Origin of the sequence: Streptomyces sp. NBC_00464, from assembly GCF_036013915.1 — a bacterium.
In the GTDB taxonomy this organism is placed as follows: Bacteria; Actinomycetota; Actinomycetes; order Streptomycetales; family Streptomycetaceae; genus Streptomyces.
This window is the reverse complement of sequence record NZ_CP107899.1, coordinates 2,096,607-2,117,725: the sequence shown is the minus strand read 5'-3', so window position 1 is coordinate 2,117,725 and position 21,119 is coordinate 2,096,607. Positions and strand designations below refer to the sequence as shown.

21 protein-coding genes are annotated in these 21,119 nt (G+C 70.9%); 11 read left to right on the top strand and 10 right to left on the bottom strand.

Annotated elements, in window-relative coordinates; genetic code table 11:
* The first annotated feature begins 59 nt into the window (after positions 1-59).
* Positions 60-1,526: a sensor histidine kinase gene (locus tag OG912_RS09095; RefSeq protein ID WP_326740764.1), complete on the top strand. Its 1,467-nt coding sequence runs from the start codon at positions 60-62 to the stop codon at positions 1,524-1,526.
* 209 nt (positions 1,527-1,735) lie between these two features.
* Here the strand turns inward: OG912_RS09095 and OG912_RS09090 are convergent, their stop codons facing one another.
* Complete coding sequence (locus OG912_RS09090; RefSeq protein WP_003953983.1) at positions 1,736-1,993, bottom strand: WhiB family transcriptional regulator; 258 nt, start codon at positions 1,991-1,993, stop codon at positions 1,736-1,738.
* 318 nt (positions 1,994-2,311) lie between these two features.
* The gene (locus OG912_RS09085) at positions 2,312-3,280 is read right to left on the bottom strand and encodes a diacylglycerol/lipid kinase family protein (RefSeq protein WP_327708920.1); all 969 of its coding nucleotides are present in this window, start codon (positions 3,278-3,280) and stop codon (positions 2,312-2,314) included.
* Between the two features lie 244 nt (positions 3,281-3,524).
* On the opposite strand from OG912_RS09085, the gene OG912_RS09080 reads away from it, so the two are divergent.
* On the top strand, positions 3,525-3,917 hold the full coding sequence (locus OG912_RS09080) for a hypothetical protein (protein ID WP_327713378.1): 393 nt from the start codon (positions 3,525-3,527) through the stop codon (positions 3,915-3,917).
* Between the two features lie 91 nt (positions 3,918-4,008).
* On the opposite strand, the gene OG912_RS09075 is transcribed toward OG912_RS09080, so the two are convergent.
* The 3 genes from OG912_RS09075 to OG912_RS09065 all read right to left on the bottom strand — a co-directional run bounded on the left by OG912_RS09075 (position 4,009) and on the right by OG912_RS09065 (position 5,891).
* On the bottom strand, positions 4,009-4,935 hold the full coding sequence (locus OG912_RS09075; RefSeq protein ID WP_443035489.1) for an RNA polymerase sigma factor SigF: 927 nt from the start codon (positions 4,933-4,935) through the stop codon (positions 4,009-4,011).
* 50 nt (positions 4,936-4,985) lie between these two features.
* Positions 4,986-5,399 carry an anti-sigma regulatory factor gene (locus OG912_RS09070; protein WP_067163834.1) on the bottom strand — a complete coding sequence of 138 codons (414 nt, stop codon included), beginning with the start codon at positions 5,397-5,399 and terminating at the stop codon, positions 4,986-4,988.
* A gap of 231 nt (positions 5,400-5,630) precedes the next feature.
* Positions 5,631-5,891 carry a UBP-type zinc finger domain-containing protein gene (locus tag OG912_RS09065; protein WP_326738666.1) on the bottom strand — a complete coding sequence of 87 codons (261 nt, stop codon included), beginning with the start codon at positions 5,889-5,891 and terminating at the stop codon, positions 5,631-5,633.
* A gap of 35 nt (positions 5,892-5,926) precedes the next feature.
* Here OG912_RS09065 and OG912_RS09060 point away from each other — a divergent pair, with 35 nt between their 5' ends.
* Complete coding sequence (locus OG912_RS09060) at positions 5,927-7,528, top strand: Na+/H+ antiporter (protein ID WP_327708919.1); 1,602 nt, start codon at positions 5,927-5,929, stop codon at positions 7,526-7,528.
* Here OG912_RS09060 and OG912_RS09055 read toward each other — a convergent pair.
* The 4 genes from OG912_RS09055 to OG912_RS09040 all read right to left on the bottom strand — a co-directional run bounded on the left by OG912_RS09055 (position 7,504) and on the right by OG912_RS09040 (position 10,997).
* A complete protein-coding gene (locus tag OG912_RS09055) occupies positions 7,504-8,448 on the bottom strand; it encodes a 1-aminocyclopropane-1-carboxylate deaminase/D-cysteine desulfhydrase (RefSeq protein WP_327708918.1) in 945 nt (314 codons plus the stop codon). The two genes, OG912_RS09060 and OG912_RS09055, sit on opposite strands and share 25 nt — an antisense overlap.
* Positions 8,449-8,490: 42 nt before the next feature.
* Positions 8,491-9,081: an N-acetylmuramoyl-L-alanine amidase gene (locus tag OG912_RS09050; RefSeq protein ID WP_327708917.1), complete on the bottom strand. Its 591-nt coding sequence runs from the start codon at positions 9,079-9,081 to the stop codon at positions 8,491-8,493.
* Positions 9,082-9,260: 179 nt separating this feature from the next.
* Positions 9,261-10,457, bottom strand: coding sequence for a globin domain-containing protein (locus tag OG912_RS09045; protein ID WP_327708916.1), 1,197 nt, complete (start codon positions 10,455-10,457; stop codon positions 9,261-9,263).
* A gap of 90 nt (positions 10,458-10,547) precedes the next feature.
* Complete coding sequence (locus OG912_RS09040; protein ID WP_327708915.1) at positions 10,548-10,997, bottom strand: RrF2 family transcriptional regulator; 450 nt, start codon at positions 10,995-10,997, stop codon at positions 10,548-10,550.
* A gap of 179 nt (positions 10,998-11,176) precedes the next feature.
* On the opposite strand from OG912_RS09040, the gene OG912_RS09035 reads away from it, so the two are divergent.
* From OG912_RS09035 to OG912_RS09015, 5 genes are all read left to right on the top strand, one after another.
* Positions 11,177-12,583: a family 2B encapsulin nanocompartment shell protein gene (locus OG912_RS09035; protein ID WP_327708914.1), complete on the top strand. Its 1,407-nt coding sequence runs from the start codon at positions 11,177-11,179 to the stop codon at positions 12,581-12,583.
* 141 nt (positions 12,584-12,724) lie between these two features.
* The gene (locus OG912_RS09030) at positions 12,725-13,771 is read left to right on the top strand and encodes a family 2 encapsulin nanocompartment cargo protein polyprenyl transferase (RefSeq protein ID WP_327708913.1); all 1,047 of its coding nucleotides are present in this window, start codon (positions 12,725-12,727) and stop codon (positions 13,769-13,771) included.
* Positions 13,772-13,943: 172 nt separating this feature from the next.
* Entirely contained in the window at positions 13,944-14,612 is a 669-nt protein-coding gene (locus OG912_RS09025) for a DUF6304 family protein (RefSeq protein ID WP_326738674.1), read from the top strand.
* Between the two features lie 422 nt (positions 14,613-15,034).
* Entirely contained in the window at positions 15,035-16,018 is a 984-nt protein-coding gene (locus OG912_RS09020) for a DUF1648 domain-containing protein (protein ID WP_327708912.1), read from the top strand.
* Positions 16,019-16,020: 2 nt separating this feature from the next.
* Positions 16,021-16,380 (top strand): GntR family transcriptional regulator, encoded by a 360-nt coding sequence (locus OG912_RS09015; RefSeq protein ID WP_327708911.1) that lies wholly within the window; start codon positions 16,021-16,023, stop codon positions 16,378-16,380.
* 168 nt (positions 16,381-16,548) lie between these two features.
* Here OG912_RS09015 and snpA read toward each other — a convergent pair whose 3' ends face one another.
* On the bottom strand, positions 16,549-17,229 hold the full coding sequence (gene snpA / locus OG912_RS09010; protein WP_327708910.1) for a snapalysin: 681 nt from the start codon (positions 17,227-17,229) through the stop codon (positions 16,549-16,551).
* Positions 17,230-17,487: 258 nt separating this feature from the next.
* Here snpA and OG912_RS09005 point away from each other — a divergent pair, with 258 nt between their 5' ends.
* The 3 genes from OG912_RS09005 to OG912_RS08995 all read left to right on the top strand — a co-directional run bounded on the left by OG912_RS09005 (position 17,488) and on the right by OG912_RS08995 (position 21,113).
* The gene (locus OG912_RS09005; protein ID WP_327708909.1) at positions 17,488-18,438 is read left to right on the top strand and encodes a LysR family transcriptional regulator; all 951 of its coding nucleotides are present in this window, start codon (positions 17,488-17,490) and stop codon (positions 18,436-18,438) included.
* Between the two features lie 139 nt (positions 18,439-18,577).
* Complete coding sequence (locus tag OG912_RS09000) at positions 18,578-19,579, top strand: reductase (RefSeq protein WP_443061078.1); 1,002 nt, start codon at positions 18,578-18,580, stop codon at positions 19,577-19,579.
* 184 nt (positions 19,580-19,763) lie between these two features.
* Positions 19,764-21,113 (top strand): choice-of-anchor A family protein, encoded by a 1,350-nt coding sequence (locus tag OG912_RS08995; RefSeq protein WP_327708907.1) that lies wholly within the window; start codon positions 19,764-19,766, stop codon positions 21,111-21,113.
* Positions 21,114-21,119: the final 6 nt, after the last annotated feature.

Sequence of the window (21,119 nt, the reverse complement as noted above, 5' to 3'; positions counted from 1 at the left end):
CGGGCCGTCCGGTTCGGAACCTGTGCACATCCACAGGTACGCTCGCACACGTGCCCTCCATGAACGACCTCGTCCGCCAGCACACCGCCCTGAGTGACACCGACCTCGAGTGGCTCCATCTGCTGGTCTCGGAGTGGCAGCTGCTCTCCGACCTGTCCTTCGCAGACCTCGTCCTCTGGGTCCCCACACGTGACGGTACCCGCTACGTGTCCGTCGCCCAGATGCGTCCCAACACCGGCCCCACCTCCTATCAGGACGACATGGTCGGCCATCTCGTTCCGCGCGGCCGCCGTCCGCTGCTGGACGCGGCGCTGGACGAGGGCCGGATCGTGCGCGAGGGCGACCCGGAGTGGCGCGAGGAGGTTCCCGTACGGGTCGAGTCGATCCCCGTACGCAGGGAGGGCCGGGTCCTCGGCGTCATCGCGCGCAACACCAACCTGCTCACGGTCCGCACGCCGTCCCGGCTGGAGCTGACCTACCTCCAGTCGGCCTCCGACCTGGCCCAGATGATCGCGGCCGGCTCCTTCCCGTTCCCCGGCCAGCAGGTCGACATGGACGCCTCGCCGCGGGTCGGCGACGGGTTGGTCCGCCTGGACGCCGACGGGGTCGTCCAGTACGCCAGCCCCAACGGCCTCTCCGCCTACCACCGCCTCGGTCTCGCCTCCGACCTGGTCGGACAGCACCTCGGCGGGATCACCGCCGAACTCGCACCCTCCCGGGGCCCGGTGGACGAGGCGCTCGTCAAACTCGCCAGCGGGTACGCCCCCCGTGAGTTCGAGGTGGAGTGCACGGGCGGGGTGATCCAGCTCCGGGCGATCCCGCTCAAGCCCAAGGGGGTCCGCATCGGCTCCCTGGTCCTGCTGCGAGACGTCACCGAACTGCGCCGCCGCGAGCGCGAGTTGATCACCAAGGACGCCACCATCCGGGAGATCCACCACCGGGTGAAGAACAACCTCCAGACGGTTGCCGCCCTGTTGCGCCTGCAGGCCCGCCGGATGGACTCGCCGCAGGGCCGTGAGGCGCTCAACGAGGCGGTACGGCGCGTCGGTTCGATCGCCATCGTCCATGAGACGCTGTCCCAGAATCTGGACGAGCGGGTGGAGTTCGACGAGATCGCCGACCGGGTCATCGCCATGGTCGCCGAGATCTCACCGGGCAAGGTCACCTGCCGACGCACGGGACGCTTCGGCATCCTCGACGCCGAAGTGGCCACACCACTGGCGATGGTCCTCACCGAGGTGCTGCAGAACGCTCTGGAGCACGCGTTCGGCGTGGCCGAGTCGGGCACGGTCGAGGTGTCCGCGGTGCGTGGCGGCTCGCCCACCGAGGGACGTCTGCTGATCACCGTGCAGGACGACGGCTGCGGACTGCCCGAGGGGTTCGACCCGCAGCGTGCCGGAAATCTGGGACTCCAGATCGTGCGGACGCTGGTCGCGGGGGAGCTGGGCGGCTCGTTCGGCATGGTGCCGGCGCCCGAGCGCGGCACCCAGGTCGTCCTCGATATTCCGGTCCGCGCCGACAAGTAGTACGTACGCACAGCTGGTACGTACGCACAGCTAGTAGGCGCGCACAGCCGGTGCGTACGCACAGCAGAGAGCCCGGACCGTTGGTGAACGGTCCGGGCTCTCTGGTCAAGCATGCGCTTCGGGGGTACTGCGCGCTGCGACTCGGGGGGCGGGGTGATGCGTACACTCCGTACGCGCCGCCTGGCTGAGGTTCGTAGCGGTGGCGTCGGTCAGGCGCTTGCGTTGCGCGCCCGGTTGCGAGCGGCGCGGCGCTTCATTGCGCGGCGCTCGTCCTCGCTGAGGCCACCCCAGACGCCGGAGTCCTGGCCGGACTCGAGCGCCCACTGCAGGCACTGCTCCATGACGGGGCAGCGACGGCAGACGGCCTTGGCTTCCTCGATCTGCAGCAGCGCAGGACCGGTGTTGCCGATGGGGAAGAACAGCTCCGGGTCTTCCTCACGACAAACGGCGTTGTGACGCCAGTCCATGGCTGCTACCTCTCCTTGGTATACGTACTGTGGCTTGTGAATGTGAACGCTTTCACGAATCCCCCCGCAAGTGTCGGGCCGACGCCCAGATGAACTGGTTGTGGTCCTGTGCAGTGAGGAGGGGTTCTGGCTTTCAGTGGAGGCCGTTGTTGCGGGCCGTCCCGATCGCCATGTAGAGATTCGCAAACCTCGGCGACGGATACAACCCCTTCTGGAAAGTTTTTTTTGATTCCTCGGTGTCGGCTAGGTCACAGCCGTACTTCTAGAGGGTGGAGGCCAGTCCAAACGTTCGAGTTAAAGGACTTTGGTCCCTTCCACTCACACAATCACACGCAGTGCACGGCGTACGCCTGTGAACGTCACACTCGTACGCAGCCCCAGGTGGTCACCGTCCATCTGGAAGGGCAGTGGGGCCTTTGAATGCAAGGTGAAGTCCGTGAGGTCATGCAGTGAAACAGCGTGCTTGCCGCGTGGGCCCTTCTCGGGGCTCGAAGTGAGCAGCTGGGTGGCATACCGGGTGACCGCCGCGGTGGACAGACGCTGCAGGCCCAGGACGTCCAGGGCGGTGTCGAACGATGCCTTGGGGGAGGCGTACATCGGCCGGTTTCCCAGATAGGTCCAGGGGGCCGTGTTGCAGATTATGGAGAGCGCGAGATCGGTGACCGGGTCCTGGCCGGGCACATCGAGCGTGATCAGTCCCTGTCGCCGATGCGGTTCCTCCAGGAACTGGCGCATCACCTGGCGAACGTAGAGCGCATGGGTCGAACGCTTGCCGCGCTCGCGCTGTTGTTCGACGCGTCCGATCACTCCGGCATCGAATCCGAGGCCGGCGCAGAAGGTGAACCAGCGCTCCGGGACCGATTCGTCCTCCGTGCCGGGGGTGCCGGCCGCGAGGCCCAGGCCCACGGTGCGCTCCGTGCGGTTGGCCAGTGCGTCCAGGATGGCGCCGGTCGCCTCCACCGCGTCGTTCGGCAGGCCGAGGGCGCGCGCGAAGACATTGGTGGAGCCCCCGGGGACCACGGCGAGTTTCGGCAGGTTGTCGATGTCGGGGCCGTTGTGGAGCAGGCCGTTCACGACCTCGTTGACCGTGCCGTCACCGCCGAGCGCGACCACGAGATCGATGTCGTCGCTGTCGGCGGCCCGTCGTCCCAGGTCGCGGGCGTGTCCGCGGTACTCCGTGGACACGGCCTCCAGCTTCATCTCGCTGGCCAGTGCATGAATCAGCACGTCACGGGTCCGCGCACTGGTGGTGGTGGCAGCTGGATTGACCACAAGAAGTGCGCGCATGACCGCCAGAGTACCTACCGCGAGGTACCGGCCTGAAGTCCTGCCCGGTTACCTTCACGCTGAGTGACGATGCAGGCGCGGCGCGACGGGTCGTGCGCGTCGTCCGGGGGTGGTCCGGTGGTGTTCCGACCCCGGCTTCCCTTTCGTACGCCGGGGATGCCAACCTGCAAGGGTGAGTACTCAGCAGAACGCGCCCTCGTCGATGCCCTTGGCCGAACCGCCGAAGCCGGCCAGGATCACGCTCGTGGCCGGACTCAACGCCCTCGAAGGTGCGGCCCTGGTCATCGGCGGTGTCTACATGCTGGTCATGGGGCTGCTCGGCCGCCCCGACAGCCCGCAGCAGGCCGAAATGGGCGGTCTGACGGTGGTCGCGCTGGGGCTGATCCCGCTCTTCGCCGCCCGTGGACTGCTTCAGCGGCGCAGCTGGAGCCGTGGGCCGGCGCTCATCACGCAGATCATCGCGCTTCCGGTGGCCTGGACGCTGCTGCGGTCCCACGGGGTGCTGATCCCGGCCGGGATCGTGCTCGCGGCGGCGTCGCTGACCGCGCTCTACCAGCTGGCGCGGCCGGCGACCATCGAGGCGCTCGGCATCCGTCGGCCGGGCGCGCAGCCGGACGCGGACAGCGCCGACGCCTGAGAGGCCGACGGGCGGCCCGGCAGCCGCCCTGTGTGCCCGGGTGCGGGGGCGGGGGCGAACGAACCGCAGTCCGTCCGCCTCCCCGGCTCGCCTACTCCTCGACGAGCAGCCGCTCACGCAGCTGTGCGAGCGTGCGGGCCAGCAGTCGCGACACATGCATCTGCGAGATGCCGACCTCCTGCGCGATCTGCGACTGGGTCATGTTGCCGAAGAACCGGAGCAGCAGAATCCGCTTCTCCCGTGGCGGCAGATCCTCCAGCAGCGGTTTGAGCGACTCCCGGTACTCGACGCCCTCCAGCGCCTCGTCCTCGGAGCCGAGCGTGTCCGCGACCGCCGGTGACTCGTCGTCCGTGTCCGGCACGTCCAGCGAGAGCGTGCTGTACGCATTGGCCGATTCCAGACCCTCCAGGACCTCTTCCTCGGAGATGCCGAGCCGCTCCGCCAGCTCGTGCACCGTGGGTGAGCGGCCGTGCTGCTGGGAGAGCTCCGCGGTCGCCGTGGTCAGCGAGAGCCGCAGCTCCTGGAGCCGGCGCGGCACGCGCACCGCCCAGCCCTTGTCGCGGAAGTGCCGCTTGATCTCGCCGACGACCGTGGGTGTCGCGTACGTCGAGAACTCGACGCCGCGCTCCGGGTCGAACCGGTCCACCGACTTGATCAGACCGATCGTGGCGACCTGGGTCAGATCGTCCAGCGGCTCGCCGCGGTTGCGGAAGCGCCGGGCCAGGTGCTCCACGAGCGGCAGGTGCATCCGCACCAGCCGGTTGCGCAGCTCCGCCTTCTCGGGCGAGCCGTCCGGGAGCTTGCCCAGCTCGATGAACAACGCCCGCGCTGCGCTGCGGTCGTGTGGATCGTGGTGCCCGTGCTCGCTCATCTGGCCTGCCCGCTCCGCCTGCGACTGCTCCACCGCGACCGTAATGCCGGCGGGCCCGTCCGCCCCGTCCACCGCACGGGGCAGGTCCGCCCCGTCCACCGGATGAGGCAGGGCCTGCTGTTCCGGGATGCCTGCTGAGCGCACCACCCCTGGTCGGATCGTCTCGTCCCGCACAGGACCGTCCCCGTTCCCGTTGCTCACGCCGGCCCGGGTCCCGCGCCGCGCTGTTTGTACAGGCTGATGCTGACCGTACGGTCATCGGCGACCGAGGAGTCGACCTTTCCGGCCAGTGCGGAGAGCACCGTCCAGGCGAAGGTGTCGCGCTCCGGGGCCCGGCCGTCCGTCGTCGGGGCCGAAACCGTCACCTCGAGAGAATCGTCGACGAGGCGGAACACGCAGCTGAGGACGGAGCCGGGCACGGCCTGCTGGAGCAGGATCGCGCAGGCCTCGTCGACCGCGATGCGAAGATCCTCGATCTCGTCGAGAGTGAAGTCCAAACGCGCTGCGAGGCCGGCCGTGGCCGTACGCAGCACCGACAGGTAGGCACCCGCAGCGGGCAGCCGGACCTCTACGAAGTCCTGATTCCCGGGCTCGCCTGCGATCTGGGACACCCTCACCTCCAAGGTGGCACAAACTCTTCGAGGATCCGGGAAGGGGCGCCCGGAGCCATGTGGTACGTCTTCGGTTCTTGGTCCGGCGACGCTATCGCGATCCATGATGCCGTGTCGCCGGGACCCCGTCCCATGACTGTCACTCATGGTAAGCCCACGAGTACACACAGTGGCTAGAGGTCTGCGGCGGTCAATTACGAACAACAGGCGCCGGTTTGACGTACCCAGACGTCAGACGATCGAACCGTCCTCGAAGCACCAACGCCAGCTCTCGCCGGCCTCGAAGCTCCGCATCACCGGATGGCCGGTCTCCTCGAAGTGCCCCGTGGCGTGCCGCATGGGCGACGAATCGCAGCAGCCGACATGGCCGCAGGTCAGGCAGAGTCGCAGTTGCACGGGGTGGGTGCCCGCCGCCAGACATTCGAGACAGGTCTCGGAGAGGGCTGCGGGCTCGGGGCGCGGCAGGTCCGGTACATGCGGGCACTCGCTCATGATGGCCAGGTTACGACGGATGCGAGGACCGTGAGATGGACGCATTGCCACTGGTGGCACTGGTCGCGGCCAGTGCGGCGACGGCCGGTCTGGCCCGCCGGACGCCGGTGCCGGCCCCCCTGTTGCTGGTGGCCCTCGGGCTGATCGGCGCGTATCTGCCGGGGGTGCCGGATTACACGCTGGACGCGCACATCGTGCTGCCGCTTCTGCTGCCGCCGCTGCTCTACACGGCGGCCGTGGACAGCTCCTACCTGGACCTGCGGGCCAATATCCGCCCCGTCGCCCTGCTCTCCGTCGGCTACGTGCTGTTCGCCACCGTCGCGGTGGGCTGGCTGGCGTACCGGCTCGTGCCCGACCTGCCGCTCACGGCGGCACTGGTGCTGGGTGCCGTGATCGCCCCGCCGGACGCCGTGACCGCCGCGGCCATCGCCCGCCGGGTGGGCCTGCCCGCCAGGGTCACCACGATCCTTCAGGGCGAATCCCTGGTGAACGACGCCACCGCGATCACCGCCTACAAGGTGGCGCTCGCCGCAGCCGTGGGCGAGGGCATGAGCTGGGGCGCCGGAATCGGCGAGTTCCTGCTGGCCTCGGTCGGCGGAGTCGGGGTCGGCCTGCTGCTCATGGTCCCGCTGCACTGGCTCCGTACGCACCTCAAGGAGCCCCTGCTCCAGAACACCCTGTCGCTCCTGATCCCGTTCGTGGCCTACGCAGCCGCCGAACGCGTGCACGCCTCCGGGGTGCTCGCCGTGGTCGTCGTCGCGCTCTATCTGGGCCACCGTTCCTGGCAGGTCGACTTCGCCACCAGGCTCCAGGAGGCCGCCGTCTGGAAGATGGTCGCGTTCATCCTGGAGTCCGCCGTCTTCGCCCTGATCGGCCTCCAGCTGCCCTTCGTACTGAAGGGGCTCGGTACGTACGCCGTGGCCGAGGCCCTCTGGTACGCGGTGGCGGTGTTCCTGGCGGTCGTCGTGGTCCGGTTCGTCTGGGTCTATCCGGCGACCTATGTGCCACGCCTGCTGTCGAAACGCATCAGGGAACGGGAACCCGAGACCGACTGGACCTCGCCGCTGATCGTCGGCTGGGCCGGGATGCGCGGCGTCGTCTCGCTCGCCATCGCTTTCTCCATCCCGATGGTCACGAGCGACGGCGATGCTTTCCCGGCGCGCAACCTGGTGCTGTTCCTGACGTTCACCACGGTCATCGGCACTCTGGTCGTCCAGGGGCTCACGCTGCCGGTCATGGTGAAGGTACTGAAGCTTCCGGGCCGCGACCGGCAGGCCGAGACGCTTGCCGAGGCGCAGGCCCAGAGCGAGGCGTCCACGGCCGCCGAGGCACGTCTGGAGGAACTGCTCACCGACCGGCGCAACCGCCTGCCCCAGCCGCTCACCGACCGGCTGCGCACCGTCCTCGAGCGCCGCCGCAACGCCGTCTGGGAACGGCTCGGCGCGGCCAATCCGGTGACGGGGGAGTCGGCGGACGACACCTACCGGCGGCTGGCCGGCGAGATGATCGAGGCCGAGCGCGAGGTCTTCGTACGGCTGCGGGACGAGCGCAGCATCGACGACGAGATGATGCGGACCCTGCTCAGGCGTCTCGACCTGGAGGAGGCCGCGGCCTACCGGGAGGAGTCGGACGGCTGATCCTCCAGGGGCTCGTCCGGGCGCCCCGTGACGACGGCGGCGAGGGTGGTTCCGGCGGGGAACGCGCCCTCCTCGGCCACCACGGTGAGCGCGTACAGGAGTTTGGCCACATAGAGCCGCTCGACCGGCAGCCCGTGGCGGTCCTCGAAGTCGTCGGCGAACGCGTGCAGTGCGGGGGTGGTGCGGGCGTACCCGCCGAAGTGGAAGCGGTCGTCGAGGGACCAGGTGCCGGCCGGTCCGCCGAACGCCGCCTGCTGGAGGTCCCGGACCGCGTCCCCCAGGAAGCCGCCCCGCAGGACCGGGATGCCGAGGGCGCGCTGTCCGGGTGCCAGTCCCGCGGCGAGTCCGGCGAGGGTGCCGCCGGTGCCGCAGGCCACCGCCGCCACGTCGACGGCTTCGCGCAGCTCGTGCCCGAGCTCTGTGCAGCCCTGTGCGGCCAGAGCGTTGCTGCCACCCTCCGGGATGACCTCGCACTCCCCGTGGGCGCTCAGCAGGCCCGCCAGGACCTGCGGATCGGCTTTGGCGCGGTACGTCTGCCGGTCCACGAAGTGCAGCCGCATGCCGTCGGCCGCGCACCGGGCGAGCGAGGGGTTGAGCGGGCGGTGGGCGAGCTCGTCGCCCCGGACGACGCCGACGGTGCGGAAGCCCAGCAGCCGGCCCGCGGCGGCCGTGGCCCGCAGATGGTTGGAGTACGCGCCGCCGAAGGTCAGCACGGGGCGGCCTGCGGCGGCGCGGAGGTTCGGGGCGAGCTTGCGCCACTTGTTGCCCGGCAGGTCCGGGTGGATCAGGTCGTCGCGCTTGAGGAGCAGTGTCACGCCGTGGCGGGCGAAGCGCTCGTCCTCGGCCGGCTGCAGGGGCGAGGGGAGCGCCGGCCGCAGCCGGGAGAGGCCGGGGTCCTGTCCGGGGGGCGTGGAGGGCATGGCTCCATTGTGGCCGCGCCCCGGCCGGAGCGGGCCCACGGGCTACTTCAGGCGGTCGTGGATCCGTGCCCGCATGGCGGTCATCGAGAAGCCGCGCGGGTCGACCTTTCCGGGCTGCCACTCCCGGTGGCCGATGACGGACCGGGACGTCCAGTGGTGGTGGCGGCAGATCGCGGCCGCGGCCTTCTCGATGGCTTCGAGCTGGACGGCGGGCCAGGGGTCCTCGCCGTCGCCGAGGTTCTCGCACTCGAAGCCGTAGAAGTGCCGGTTCCCGTCGGTGTTGGTCTCGTTGTCCGAGGGCAGCCGCTTCTCGGCGACGACGGCGCGCAGTACGTCGTCGTCGCCGAGTCCGGCGTGGTTGGCCCTTCCGTAGCCGACCAGATGGACCCGGCCGTCCTTGGCGATGACGCCGTGGCACAGCGGCCCCGGCAGTGCGGGGTAGCCGTCGCGGCAGATCCGGACGGTCGCGGCGGTGCCCCTGGTGACGGTGTGATGGATCATCACGCCGTTGACCGGCCCCCAGGGGCCCTTGTGGTTGCGGTTGTGGGTGCGCCAGTCGCCGACCTGGACGACGGTGAGCCCTTCGTCCTTGAGGGCGTCGAGAAAGGTGCTCGCGGACATGGGTGAGGACATGACCGACTCCTTCGTGCGTGGGGGAGTGTGTCCGTACAGCGCTTGTATCCGATGTACCCGACGGACACGGCCCCGGACCAGTTACGAGGAGATTCCGGGGCCCTGTTCGGGCGCTGTGCGAGCCGATCCGGTCAATTCCGCGAGCGCCGCCCGGGATTCGGGGGCGGTGGGGTGGCCTCTCAGTCCTGGGCGAGCCACAGGTCGGGGCCGAACACCTCGTAGTGGATGTCGGCCGCCGGTACGCCCTTGGCGAGCAGTTGGGTGCGCACGGCCCGCATGAAGGGCAGCGGGCCGCAGAGGTAGGCGTGGGTGCCGGACGGGATCACCACGCCGGTCAGGTCGACGAGGCCGGTGCGGTCCGCCGGGTGACCCTCCTCGGGGGTCTCGTACCAGAAGTGCGCCGCGGCGTCGGGCAGTTCGGCGGTGAACAGGGCGTGGTCGGCGCGCAGCGCGTGGTCGGCGGGGGAGCGGTCGCCGTGCACCACGGTCACCGGCGCGCGGTGACCGGAGTCCGCGAGGTGCTCCAGCATCGACAGCATCGGGGTGCAGCCGATGCCCGCGGAGGCGAGGAGGAGCGGGGCGTCGGTGGACTTCAGTACGAGGTCGCCGTACGGGGCCGAGACCCGGAGCCGGTCGCCGGCCACGGTCCGTGCGTGCAGGTGCCGCGAGACCTCGCCGTCAGGGGCGCCGTCGCCGTGCACCCGCTTGACGGTGAACGAGCGAACTGCCGAACCGGGGGCGCAGGAGAGGCTGTACTGGCGTATCTGGCGGGCGCCGTCGGAGAGTTCGACCTGCACGGACACGTACTGCCCCGGGTGGAACGCGGGGGCGGGGGCGCCGTCGGCGGGGCGGATCCGGAACGTGGCGACGTCTGCGGTCTCCTCGGTGCGGGAGACCACCTCCCAGTCGCGCCACACGTCACCGGCGACGACGCCCTGCTGCGCGTACAGCCGCTCCTCGATGGTGATCAGGGCGTTGGCCATCAGCCAGTACACCTCGTCCCAGGCGGCTGCGACCTCGGACGTCACCGCGTCGCCGAGCACTTCGGCGATGGCCGCGAACAGGTGGGTGTGCACGACGTCGTACTGGGCGGCCGTGACGCCGAGCGAGGCGTGCTTGTGCGCGATGCGGTCGAGCATCACGTCGGGACGGGTGCCGGGGTGCTCGACCAGCTGGGTCGCGAACGCGGCGATGGAGCCCGCGAGCGCCTGGCGCTGGGCGCCGGAGGCCTGGTTGCCGCGGTTGAACAGGTCGCGCAGCAGCTCCGGGTGGGCGTCGAACAGCTTGCGGTAGAAGAGATCGGCGATGTCCCCGATGGCCGCGCCGACGGCGGGGAGGGTGGCACGGACAGTGGCGGTGGACGGCTCGGAGAGCATCGTTGACTCCTCGGATTAAATTGGCATTTGAGATGCGCATTTAAGGTCAGTGTAGAAACCGGGCCGCGGGCCCGGTGCGGCGGGGTGGGTTCAGCCCTCCGCCGGCGGTCTGCTGCTGATGCCGATCAGCAGGGGGCCGGTGGGGGAGGAGACCAGTTCGGCGACGGTCAGCGGGTCCAGCGAGGTGTAGAAGGCCTCCGAGGCCGCACGCAGGGCGTTGCGCAGCCGGCAGGCCGACCGCAGTGGGCACGGGGTGGCGCCCTCGCACTCGACGACGTCGCCCGGTCCCTCCAGCTCGCGGACGAGGCCGCCGATGGAGGCGGAGCGGCCGGCTGCGGTGAGGGAAAGGCCGCCGCCGCGGCCACGCCGTGCCTCGACCAGGCCGAGGTGCTGGAGACGGGCCACGACCTTCGCGGCGTGGGTGTACGGCACCTGCATGGTCGCCGCCACCTCCCGGGTGGTCGGCGGATCCTCGCTCTCGACGACCGCGAGACGCATCAGTACCCGCAGCGCCACGTCCGTGAATCTCGTCAGCCGCATGACGGTCACGGTAAGTGAATTTGCATTCCGTATGCAAATTTTTCGAGTGGCCGGGCATCGCGCAGCGTGGTGCCCAACCCAAAGCCCGATTAGTCACACTCTTTTGTGTAATGGCGTGCCGAGCCCTCATGCTGAAAGGTTCTTCTCGCAGGTCAGCCGATGAATCGAGAGGACGACAGATGTCCGTTGGTGAAGAGGTTCAGAACACGCAGGTGCCGCCGCAGCAGAGTCTTGGCACGGCAGCCGCGCGGAACCTCGCGACGACCACCAAGTCCGCTCCGCAGATGCAGGAGATCAGCTCACGGTGGCTGCTGAAGATGCTGCCGTGGGTCCAGGTGCAGGGCGGCACCTACCGGGTCAACCGGCGGCTGAGCTACTCGGTCGGGGACGGCCGGGTGACCTTCGTACAGACCGGGGACCGGGTCTCGGTCATCCCCGCCGAGCTCGGTGAACTCCCGGCCCTGAGGGACTTCGGGGACGAGGAAGTGCTTGCCGAACTGGCCAGGAGGTGCGAGCAGCGCGAGATTCCCGCCGGACAGCTCCTGGCCACGGCGGGGGAGGCGGCGGACCGGGTCTTCCTGCTGGCGCACGGAAAGGTCGAGAAGGTCGGCACCGGGCCCTACGGGGACGAGACGGTGCTCGGGGTCCATGCGGACGGGGCGTACTTCGGCGACCACTCCCTGATCGAGGGCGACGCCGTCTGGGAGTACACGGCCCGCGCCGTCACGGCGTGCACGGTTCTGACACTGAGGCGGGCCGATGTGCTCAACCTCGCCGAGCGCGCCGAATCGCTGAGCACCCACCTCGCCGGGCTGCTCGCGATCCCGCAGCAGCGCACCAACAAGTACGGCGAGGCGGAGATCGACCTGTCCGCGGGCCATGTCGGCGAGGCCGTCGTCCCGCACACGTACGTGGACTACGAGTCCGCGCCCCGCGAGTACGAACTGAGCGTCGCCCAGACCGTGCTGAAGGTCCACAGCAGGGTCGCCGACCTCTACAACCAGCCGATGAACCAGACCGAGCAGCAGTTGCGGCTCACGGTCGAGGCGCTGCGCGAGCGCCAGGAGCACGAGCTCATCAACAACCGGGAGTTCGGCCTGCTCAACAACTGCGACTACGGGCAGCGGATCCAGCCGCACGACGGGGCGCCCACCCCCGATGACATGGACGAACTGCTGTCGCGCCGCCGCGGATCGAAGCTCTTCCTCGCCCACCCGCGGGCCATCGCCGCCTTCGGCCGCGAGTGCAACAAGCGCGGGCTGGTGCCGGAGAGCGTGGACGTCGGCGGTCATCACGTGCCGGCCTGGCGCGGGGTCCCGATCTTCCCGTCCAACAAGATCCCGGTCACGGACGCCCGCACCACGTCGATCATCTGCATGAGGACCGGCCAGGCCGAACAGGGCGTCATCGGCCTCCAGCAGACGGGCATCCCGGACGAGATCGAGCCCAGCCTGTCGGTCCGCTTCATGGGGATCGACGAGCAGGCGATCATCTCCTACCTCGTGACGGCCTACTACTCCGCGGCCGTACTGGTCCCGGACGCCCTCGGCGTCCTGGAGAACGTCGAGGTCAGCCGCTGGCGGTGATTCCACGGGGTCCCGGGCCCGCCGGGTCCGGGACCCCGACCGGCGGCAGCCGGCGCACCCACAGCAACCACCCACGTCTCCGGCCCCGGGGCGACAGCCATCGGGGGCCGGGACGGCAATGACCGGGGTGACCGATTGACCATGACCCGTACCGACGCCGCCGCCACCGAGGGCAACGAGGCCGCGGCGCTCCTGGAGTACACCCGGACCCTCGTCGATCCGCATCTGCGGGCCGCGATCGCCTCGCTGCCGGGGTCGATCCGGCGCGTGGCGATGTACCACTTCGGCTGGGAGCACGCCGACGGCAGACCCGCCGCGGGCGGCGCGGGAAAGGCGATCAGACCCGCGCTCGTCCTCGCCGCCACCAGGGCGCTCGGCGGTGACCCGAAGGAGGCCGTGCGGGCGGCCGTCGCCGTGGAACTGGCCCACAACTTCACCCTGCTGCACGACGACGTCATCGACGAGGACCGCACCCGCCGCCACCGGGCAACGGCCTGGACGGTCTTCGGAATCCCGGACGCCGTCATCGCGGGCGACGCCATGTTCGCCCTCGCCCAGAGGCTCCTCGCCGAGGACGCGCGCGCGGTGTCGGCCCGTGCCTCGGCCCGGCTCTCCACCTGTGTCATCGAGCTGTGCGCGGGCCAGCAGGCGGACTGTGCCTTCGAGGAACGCGGACCCGACGAGGTCTCCCTGGACGAGTGCCTCGCCATGGCGACGGCGAAGACGGGCGCGCTGCTCGGCTGTGCCTGCGCGCTGGGTGCGCTCTATGCGGGCGTGGACGAGCGCGCCGTCGGCGCGATGGACGGCTTCGGCCGGGAGGCCGGACTCGCCTTCCAGCTCATCGACGACCTGATCGGCATCTGGGGCGACCCCGCCCAGACAGGGAAGCCGGTCGGCGCCGACCTCTCCGCCCACAAGAAGTCGCTGCCCGTGGTCGCGGCACTGACGTCGGGCACCCCGGCGGCGGCGGAGCTCGCCGCGCTCTACCGGGGCCCCATGAACACATCCGGTGAGGTGAGCCGCGCGGCCGACGCCGTGGACCGGGCGGGCGGCCGCGACTGGGCGCAGGTCTGCGCCGCGGACCGGATGGCACGCGCGGTGCACCACCTGTCCCGGGCCGTGCCCGATCTGTCGGCGGCGGGCGATCTCCTGGCGCTGGCGGAGTTCGTCACGCGCCGGACGCACTGAACGGAGGTTCCGCACCATCAGGACGTAATCCGGCAGGGGAGGACGAGGGCCGGGTGGAGGGGGTGAGGGAGCGGCGGGGGCGGATCGGGAATCGGTCGAGGTCACAGGGGTCGGACGGTGAAGTGGAGGGCGGCAAGGGGAGTGTCCGAGCCACGGGCTACAGTCCCTGCCCATGACAGATGAGTCGTGGGCAGGGTGGTACCGGGACCGACAGGGCTCCGATGCCGTCATCCTCACCACCGACGGACAGCAACTCCGCCTGCGCGTCAGGGGCGTCGATTTCGAGGGCGAGAGCTTCGACGGACTGTGCCCGGTGGCGGGCATGCCGCCGGAGAGCGGGATGTTCGCCCTCGCGGACGGGGCGCTCAACGACTGCGTCCTGGAATGGGACCTGCCGTTCCCCGTCACCGCGGACGGTGCGGTCCATCAGGCCACGCTGAGCTGCCTGTTGTCGCTGCGCAGGCCCGACCCGTATCTCTTTCTCGAGCTGCGGTACGGCGGTGCGGCCTTCCGGTCCCACCGGGCGGAGAGCGACTTCGGCGCCGCACTCGCCACCATCCAGCGGTCCCTCCCGCCCGGGATCCGGCTCCAGACGTGCATCGCCTGCGCCTTCTCGGACTACTTCCCGGCACCCGGCCGCGGGCTCTCCGGCGGTCTCGCCTGCTTCCGGGGGGCCAAGGAGGCCTACCGCGGGGCGGCCGGCGAGGACGACGTCCTCGACCTGTGGGACCGGCGCAGCGGATTCGTCCAGGAGATCTGGAGCTGCCGCGAGTTCGAGCCGCGCCCCGAGGCGGGTGCGGGCACCGGCCACCGTGGAGCGTTCCCACTCGAAACGGCCTGAGCACACCGGCGGCCCGGCACTCCGGCACGCTGTCCCATACCTCGATCCTCCTGATCCACCTGATCCACCCGATCCCCCTGATCCACCTGATCCACCGAACCGGCCTGACGGAGCGACACCGTCAGGCCGGTTCCTCGTTGTTACGGCCTCCCGGCCTCCCGGCCTCCCGGCCTCCCGGCCTCCCGGCCTCCCGGCCTCCCGGCCTCCCGGCCTCCCGGCCTCCCGGCCTCCCGGCCTCCCGGCCTCCCGGCCTCCCGGCCTCCCGGCCTCCCGGCCTCCCGGCCTCCCGGCCTCCCGGCCTCCCGGCCTCCCGGCCTCCCGGCCTCCCGGCCTCCCGGCCTCCCGCCTTCTCGGCTGATCGCCTGATCGGCGCGTTGCCGAGTCTCTATTGTTCTACTAGCATGCGAACAAGGGAGGTTTTAATGAACCGGAAGAACATCGGCCGCGTGGCTCTCACCGCTCTGCCGTTCCTGCTTGCCCTCGCCGTCGACCTCGTCCTCTTCGTCACGCACCGGGACCGTCTGCCCTCCCAACTGGCCAGCCATTTCGTGGGCAACGGCCGGGCGGACGACTACGCGGGCCGGACCTCGTACGTCGTCGTCACCACGGTGCTGCTCGTCGGCATCGGCGCACTGTGGACCCTGATGACCGCCAGGGGACGGTTCCGCGGCCCGGAGCTCAAGAGGATGGTCGCCGGCGGTTATGCCCTCGCCGGGTTCCTGGGCTACCTGATGGCGGTGGTCCTGCTGGTCAACGTGGACGCCGCCCAGGACGCGCAGGGCCGTGCCCAGGACGTCTCGTTCCCGATGTGGCAGCTGGCCGCCGCACTGGGGGCCGCCGCGCTCGCCTTCGGGGTGGGGCTGCTGTTGGCCGCGCCCCTTCCCGTAACGGAGCAACCGTCGGGGGGCGGGCCGGACGGGAACGGGGAACGGATCGCGCTGGCTGCCGGGGAGGTCGCAGGGTGGGCGCGCAGCGCGGGGAACCGGTGGCTGCTGCCGGTGGCGGTCCTGGCCTGCGCGGGAGGAGTCGCCCTGCTGTTCACCACGGGATGGATCGCCGCGGTTCCGGCGCTCCTGGTCGGGCTGCTCCTGGTGAGCTTCGCCCGTCCGTACGTGGCAGTGGACCGGCGAGGCATCACCGTCACCGGGATGCTGCCCTGGCCGCGCGTCCACGTTCCGCTCGACCGGATCGAGGCGGCGGTCAGCCGGGACATCAGGCCGCTCGCCGAGTACGGCGGCTGGGGCTACCGGATCCGGCCGGGACGCACCGGCGTCATGATCCGTTCCGGCGAGGGGATCGTGGCACGGCTGGCCGACGGCCGGGACTTCGCGGTGACGGTCGACGACTCGAAGACCGCTGCCGCGCTCCTCAACACCCTGATCGACCAGCGTCGAACGGAGCACTGATCATGCTCTTCCGGGTCGACCCCACCTCCACCGTGCCGCTCGGCGACCAGATCGCGGCCTGTGTGCGCCGCGCCGTCGCCGACGGGGCGGTGGCCCCCGGCGAACGGCTGCCCGCCGCCCGGGTCCTCGCCGAATCGCTGGGCGTGAACGTGCACACAGTCCTGCGCGGCTACCAGAGGCTGCGCGAGGAAGGGCTGATCGAACTGCGCCGGGGTCGCGGCGCGGTCGTCGCCGACGGCGCATCCCCGCACCGCGCCAGGCTGCTGGAGCGGGTACGCGAGACGGTCGCCGAGGCGCGTGGGCTCGGGATGACGGAGGACGAACTGCTGGCCCTGGTCCGTAGCGAACTCGCGGCCGGATGACGGCTGCGGTGCCTCCGACGACCATGAAGGGCCACCCCGTCCTGCGAGGCGGCCCTTCACGACGCGGTCGGAATCCGCTACGGGCGAGCGGTCAGGAACCGCTCCACGCGCGTGCGGTCAGAAACGCTGCACACGAGCACGGTCACGAACCGCTGCGGGCAGACGCGGTCAGGAACCGCTACGGGCGAGCGCGGCCGCGAAGCCGTTCTGCCAGAGGTAGTTCACCTCGCTGCGCTCATTGGAGTCCGGATACGGGTTGGTGCACGAGGGGCCGGGGCCCCCGCCCGACATCAGCTCGCTGCACGGGCCCGAGTAGTGGTCCGGCAGGCCGAGGACGTGCCCGGTCTCGTGGGTCGTGACGCGGGTGGAGTCGTACTGCTGGTTCTGTGCGTAGTCCAGGAAGATGTAGCCGTTGCCGTGGCCGTCGGTGCTCGCGTACGAGCCACTCGGGTCGTTGCCCTCGTAGTACGAGAAGTCGGCGTTGGAGCCCTCCTGCAGCCGGACGTTGGAGACCGAGCTGTTCCAGATCTGCGCGCTGTTGGCTATCTCCGAACGGAAGCTCGGCGCGTTGGCGGTGCTGTAGACGATGGTGACGGCCTGGACGCCCGGGTGGGCGGCCCGCTTCTCGGCCACCGACTTCGTCACCGCCTCGAAGAACGCCTTGTTGGCGGCCGCGCTCTCGTGTGATCCGGAGTGCGAGGTGTACGCGGAGTGGACGGCCGCGGCGGATGTGGGGGGAGCGACGGGCGCCGGGGCGGCGGAGGCGATCGCGGGGGCGGTGCCCAGTGCGGCGGCGAGGCCGAAGCCGAGGCCGATCACGGCTGACATGGCGGTCCTGGGGTGTCTCATGGGGGGTCTCCTGCCGGTTGCCTGCCAGGGGGAACCCCGTCCGGTCAGCGGACGCGGACGGGGGCGGTACGCAGCGAGTGTCGGGGACCGCGGCTCCGCGCGGATGATGCCAACCGGCGATAGCCCCGCACTATCGCCCGTCCGGACCCGGCGAGCGCACACCTGATGTACACCGCCCCAACAGCCGCTGAATTGACGTCATTTGATGGGGTTGTGGCCTCTGGTGCGGTACGACTCCGCCGCCCTACCCTCGGCAGCATGGAGCTTGAGGTGAGGCACCTCAGGGCGCTGTGCGCCATCGCCGAGACCGGCAGCCTGCACCGGGCGGCCCGCAGACTGGGCGTCAGCCAGCCCTCGCTCACCACTCAGCTGCGCCGGATCGAGAACGCCCTGGGCGCCGAACTGTTCAGCCGTGAGCGCACCGGCTGCCGCCCCACCGTGCTGGGCAGCGCCGTCCTCAGCAGGGCACGCCCCCTCGTCGACGGCATGAGCGCACTGGTCACCGACGCGAAGGCGGAGGCGGAGGCCGCCAGAGCCGGCGGGCCGCGCCTGCGGATCGGCTGCACCGCCAGCCGGGTCATCGGCGGCTGGCTGCGCGGACTGCGGCTCCGGCTACCCGGTACGGACATCTCGCTGCGGGTCGACGTGTCGGCCGGTGCGCTCCTGCGCGCGGTCGGGGAGGGCCGGCTCGACGTCGCCTTCGTGCACGAGGTGGAGGGCTGCCCGCTGTCCGTCCCCGACGGTCTGGAGCAGCGCGTTCTGCTGGACCGTGAACCGCAGTTCATCTCCATGGCCCGCGACCATCCGGCGGCCGCGCTGCCCGTCGTCGACCTGGCCGACCTGGCCGCCGACCGGTGGATGGTCGACCCCACGGTGGACGGCGAATGGGACGGCCTGCGCCGGGTGTTCGGCGCCGCGGGCGTCGCGCCGACCGTGCTGCACGGCGACTACCTCACCGCTGCCTCACTCATCGTGCTCGGCGAGGCGGTGGCGCCGTGCCAGCCCACCTCGGGCCCCCGCGACGACATGGCGATCCGCCCGCTGCGCGACGACCCGCTCGCCGTCCGGCTGCTCCTGGTCTCCCGTCCGGGCGCCGACATGACCGTGGTGTACGGGGAACTGGAGGCCGCCTACCGCGAGGCGGCCCGGCGGGCGGCCGGCTACCACCAGTGGCTGGTGCGCCACCGCAGCCCGCTCGCCCGGTCCTGAGCGCGGAGCCGCCCCGGGTGCGGAGAGGCTCATCCCGGTATCCGGTTCCGCTCTGTGCCGCTCCGGGGCGATTCAGCCGAGAGCGAGGACCGTTCCGGACCGGGGCGCGGGCGGGCAGAGTCGGGGCATGAGGCTTCTGATCCTGGGTGGTACGGAATTCGTCGGCAGGGCTGTCACCGAGGCCGCGCTCGCACGCGGCTGGGAGATCACGGTGTTCCACCGCGGCCGTCACGCACCCCCGCCCGGAGTGGCCGAACTGCTCGGCGACCGCACCGTGGAGGGCGGCCTCGCCGCGCTGGCCGGGGTCGGCGAACCGGACGACGGAACCTTCACCTGGGACCTGGTGGTCGACACCTGGAGCGGCGCCCCGTCGGCCGTACGGGACGCGGCCCGGCTGCTGTCCGGCCGGGCCGCTCGGTACGCGTACGTCTCCAGCCGGTCGGTGTACGACTACCCGGCACCGGCGGGCCTGTCCGAGGACGGTCCGCTGGTGGCGGGCGCCTCGCCGGACGCCGACGGCGACCTCTCGTACGCCCTGGCCAAGCGCGGCGGTGAACTGGCCGCGCTGGACGCCTTCGGGGACCGGGCACTCCTCGCCCGTGCCGGGTTGATCATCGGCCCCTGGGAGAACGTCGGCAGGCTGCCGTGGTGGCTGACGCGGATCGCCCGCGGCGGCCCCGTGCTCGCGCCCGGCACCCCGGACCTGGCCCTGCAGTACATCGACGTGCGCGACCTCGCCGAATGGCTGCTCGATGCCTCCGGGAAGGGGCTGAACGGCCCGTACAACCTGGTCAGCCGCCCCGGGCACACCACGATGGGCGAACTGCTGAACGCCTGCGTGCGCGCCACCGGTTCCGGTGCCGAGCTGCGCTGGACCGACGCCGAACGGATCCTCGCGGCGGGCGTCGAGCCCTGGACCGACCTGCCGGTCTGGCTGCCGCCGGGGGAGCTGTACGACACCCTCCACCAGGGCGATGTCAGCCGGGCGTACGGAACGGGGCTGCGCTGCCGGCCGGTCGAGGAGACCGTCGCCGACACCTGGGCGTGGCTGTGCGAGCTCGGCGGTGCGGCGCCCCAGCGGGCCGACCGGCCGCTGACTGGTCTCGACCCGGCGACCGAGGCGAAGCTGCTGGCAGGTTGACGGCGGCCGTACCGGAAGGACGACATCCGGCCGACGGCGGCGGCGCCGGGGCGACGGATTCGGGGAGGGGCAGTCGGCGGATCCAGACCGATATCCCGGCGTGGCACGACCGATGGTTACTCAATAAAGCTGCATATTGCGCTGTATGGGATCAAATAAGCGCAGAAGCGGTAAAAATCACCGCGTGGCGGTGACGGTGGCGGCGGCAGCAGCCATGGTGGGGGCCTTCGCGCCCACCGCGGCCGCCGACCCGCTGCCCGGTGGTCTGGGTCCGTGCCTGGGGGACGACTGCCCTCCCAGCTGGCCGGATTCGAACAGTGGCCCCGTCACGTACCACGACAGCAACATCAACATCTTCGTCGGCGGCGACTACCTGGTCAGGGAGGCCGCCTCGGAGGCCGAGGGCAAGATCGTCACCCTGGGGCAGTTCGACATGAGGAAGCGGGAGGGGGTCTCCGAGATCTACAACGTCGGTGTCGCCGGCGTGGGATCGCGGGTGCCGCCGCCCAACGGCTCCGACTACCTGACGGTGGGCGGCGACCTCACCGTCCAGAGCGGGAAGCGGCTCCTCGCCGAGGAGGGGGACAACCACGGGGTGGTGCGCTACGCCCAGGGCCTCAGCGGCACGGTGATCCCCGACCCGGTCCACGACGCCGACGCCACCGATCCGTACACCGCGCTGCGCGACCAGCTGACGGCGGCCAGCCACTGCTACGCGTACGACGACAACGAGGACCACCGCCGTCCGGCGAACGGAACGGTGCAGAAGGACGGCGGCGACACCTACTTCACCGGCGACGGAACGTCCGCCCTCCAGGTCTTCGCGGTGGACGCCGACCTGACCACGGAGGCGGGCGGCCAGGCGGGCATCTTCTTCCGCGGTATCCCGGACGGCGCGACCGTGCTGGTCAACCTCTACGGCAGCACGCGCAACATCAGTACGTACATGGGGTCGCTGCCTCAGTCCGGACTCCGCGAGAACCTGATGTGGAACTTCCCGGACGCCACCACGATCGGGCTGAAGGGCACCGGCCAGTTCCAGGGCAGCGTGCTGATCGGGCAGCAGTCCAGCATGGCGACGCTCGCGATGAGCGGCACCAACGGGCGCTTCTACAGTGCCGGTTCGCTGACCCATACCTCGGAGGGGGAGTCGGGCGGTCAGGAACTGCACGCCTACCCGTTCGACGGTGATCTGCCGGACTGCGGAGAGGAGCCGTCGCCGTCGCCGACGGACTCGCCGTCCCCGACCCCGACCGACTCGCCCACCCCGACGGATTCGCCCACACCCACTCCGACGGACTCGCCGACGCCCACCCCCTCCGACAGCCCGGGGCCGTCCCCCTCGCAGTCGACGCCGGGTCCGCACCCCACCCCGACGCACAGCTGGCCGCCCAGCCCGCCCCACCCCGGCGGACAGCTCCCGGACACGGGTTCGCGCGGCGGTGAATGGGTGATCGGCGGGATTGCGGCCGGACTGCTGGTCGCTGGATCGGCGGCCACGCTGATCGCCCGAAGGACGCGCCGACGCGGCTAGTTTTGG

Bases quoted from the DNA above. Each gene is read 5' to 3' on its own strand.
- OG912_RS09095 (WP_326740764.1), top strand. From the start codon at position 60: ATGAACGACCTCGTCCGCCAGCACACCGCCCTGAGTGACACCGACCTC.
- OG912_RS09090 (WP_003953983.1), bottom strand. From the start codon at position 1,993: ATGGACTGGCGTCACAACGCCGTTTGTCGTGAGGAAGACCCGGAGCTG.
- OG912_RS09085 (WP_327708920.1), bottom strand. From the start codon at position 3,280: ATGCGCGCACTTCTTGTGGTCAATCCAGCTGCCACCACCACCAGTGCG.
- OG912_RS09065 (WP_326738666.1), bottom strand. From the start codon at position 5,891: ATGAGCGAGTGCCCGCATGTACCGGACCTGCCGCGCCCCGAGCCCGCA.
- OG912_RS09060 (WP_327708919.1), top strand. From the start codon at position 5,927: ATGGACGCATTGCCACTGGTGGCACTGGTCGCGGCCAGTGCGGCGACG.
- OG912_RS09055 (WP_327708918.1), bottom strand. From the start codon at position 8,448: ATGCCCTCCACGCCCCCCGGACAGGACCCCGGCCTCTCCCGGCTGCGG.
- OG912_RS09050 (WP_327708917.1), bottom strand. From the start codon at position 9,081: ATGTCCTCACCCATGTCCGCGAGCACCTTTCTCGACGCCCTCAAGGAC.
- OG912_RS09045 (WP_327708916.1), bottom strand. From the start codon at position 10,457: ATGCTCTCCGAGCCGTCCACCGCCACTGTCCGTGCCACCCTCCCCGCC.
- OG912_RS09040 (WP_327708915.1), bottom strand. From the start codon at position 10,997: ATGCGGCTGACGAGATTCACGGACGTGGCGCTGCGGGTACTGATGCGT.
- OG912_RS09035 (WP_327708914.1), top strand. From the start codon at position 11,177: ATGTCCGTTGGTGAAGAGGTTCAGAACACGCAGGTGCCGCCGCAGCAG.
- OG912_RS09030 (WP_327708913.1), top strand. From the start codon at position 12,725: ATGACCCGTACCGACGCCGCCGCCACCGAGGGCAACGAGGCCGCGGCG.
- OG912_RS09025 (WP_326738674.1), top strand. From the start codon at position 13,944: ATGACAGATGAGTCGTGGGCAGGGTGGTACCGGGACCGACAGGGCTCC.
- OG912_RS09020 (WP_327708912.1), top strand. From the start codon at position 15,035: ATGAACCGGAAGAACATCGGCCGCGTGGCTCTCACCGCTCTGCCGTTC.
- OG912_RS09015 (WP_327708911.1), top strand. From the start codon at position 16,021: ATGCTCTTCCGGGTCGACCCCACCTCCACCGTGCCGCTCGGCGACCAG.
- snpA (WP_327708910.1), bottom strand. From the start codon at position 17,229: ATGAGACACCCCAGGACCGCCATGTCAGCCGTGATCGGCCTCGGCTTC.
- OG912_RS09005 (WP_327708909.1), top strand. From the start codon at position 17,488: ATGGAGCTTGAGGTGAGGCACCTCAGGGCGCTGTGCGCCATCGCCGAG.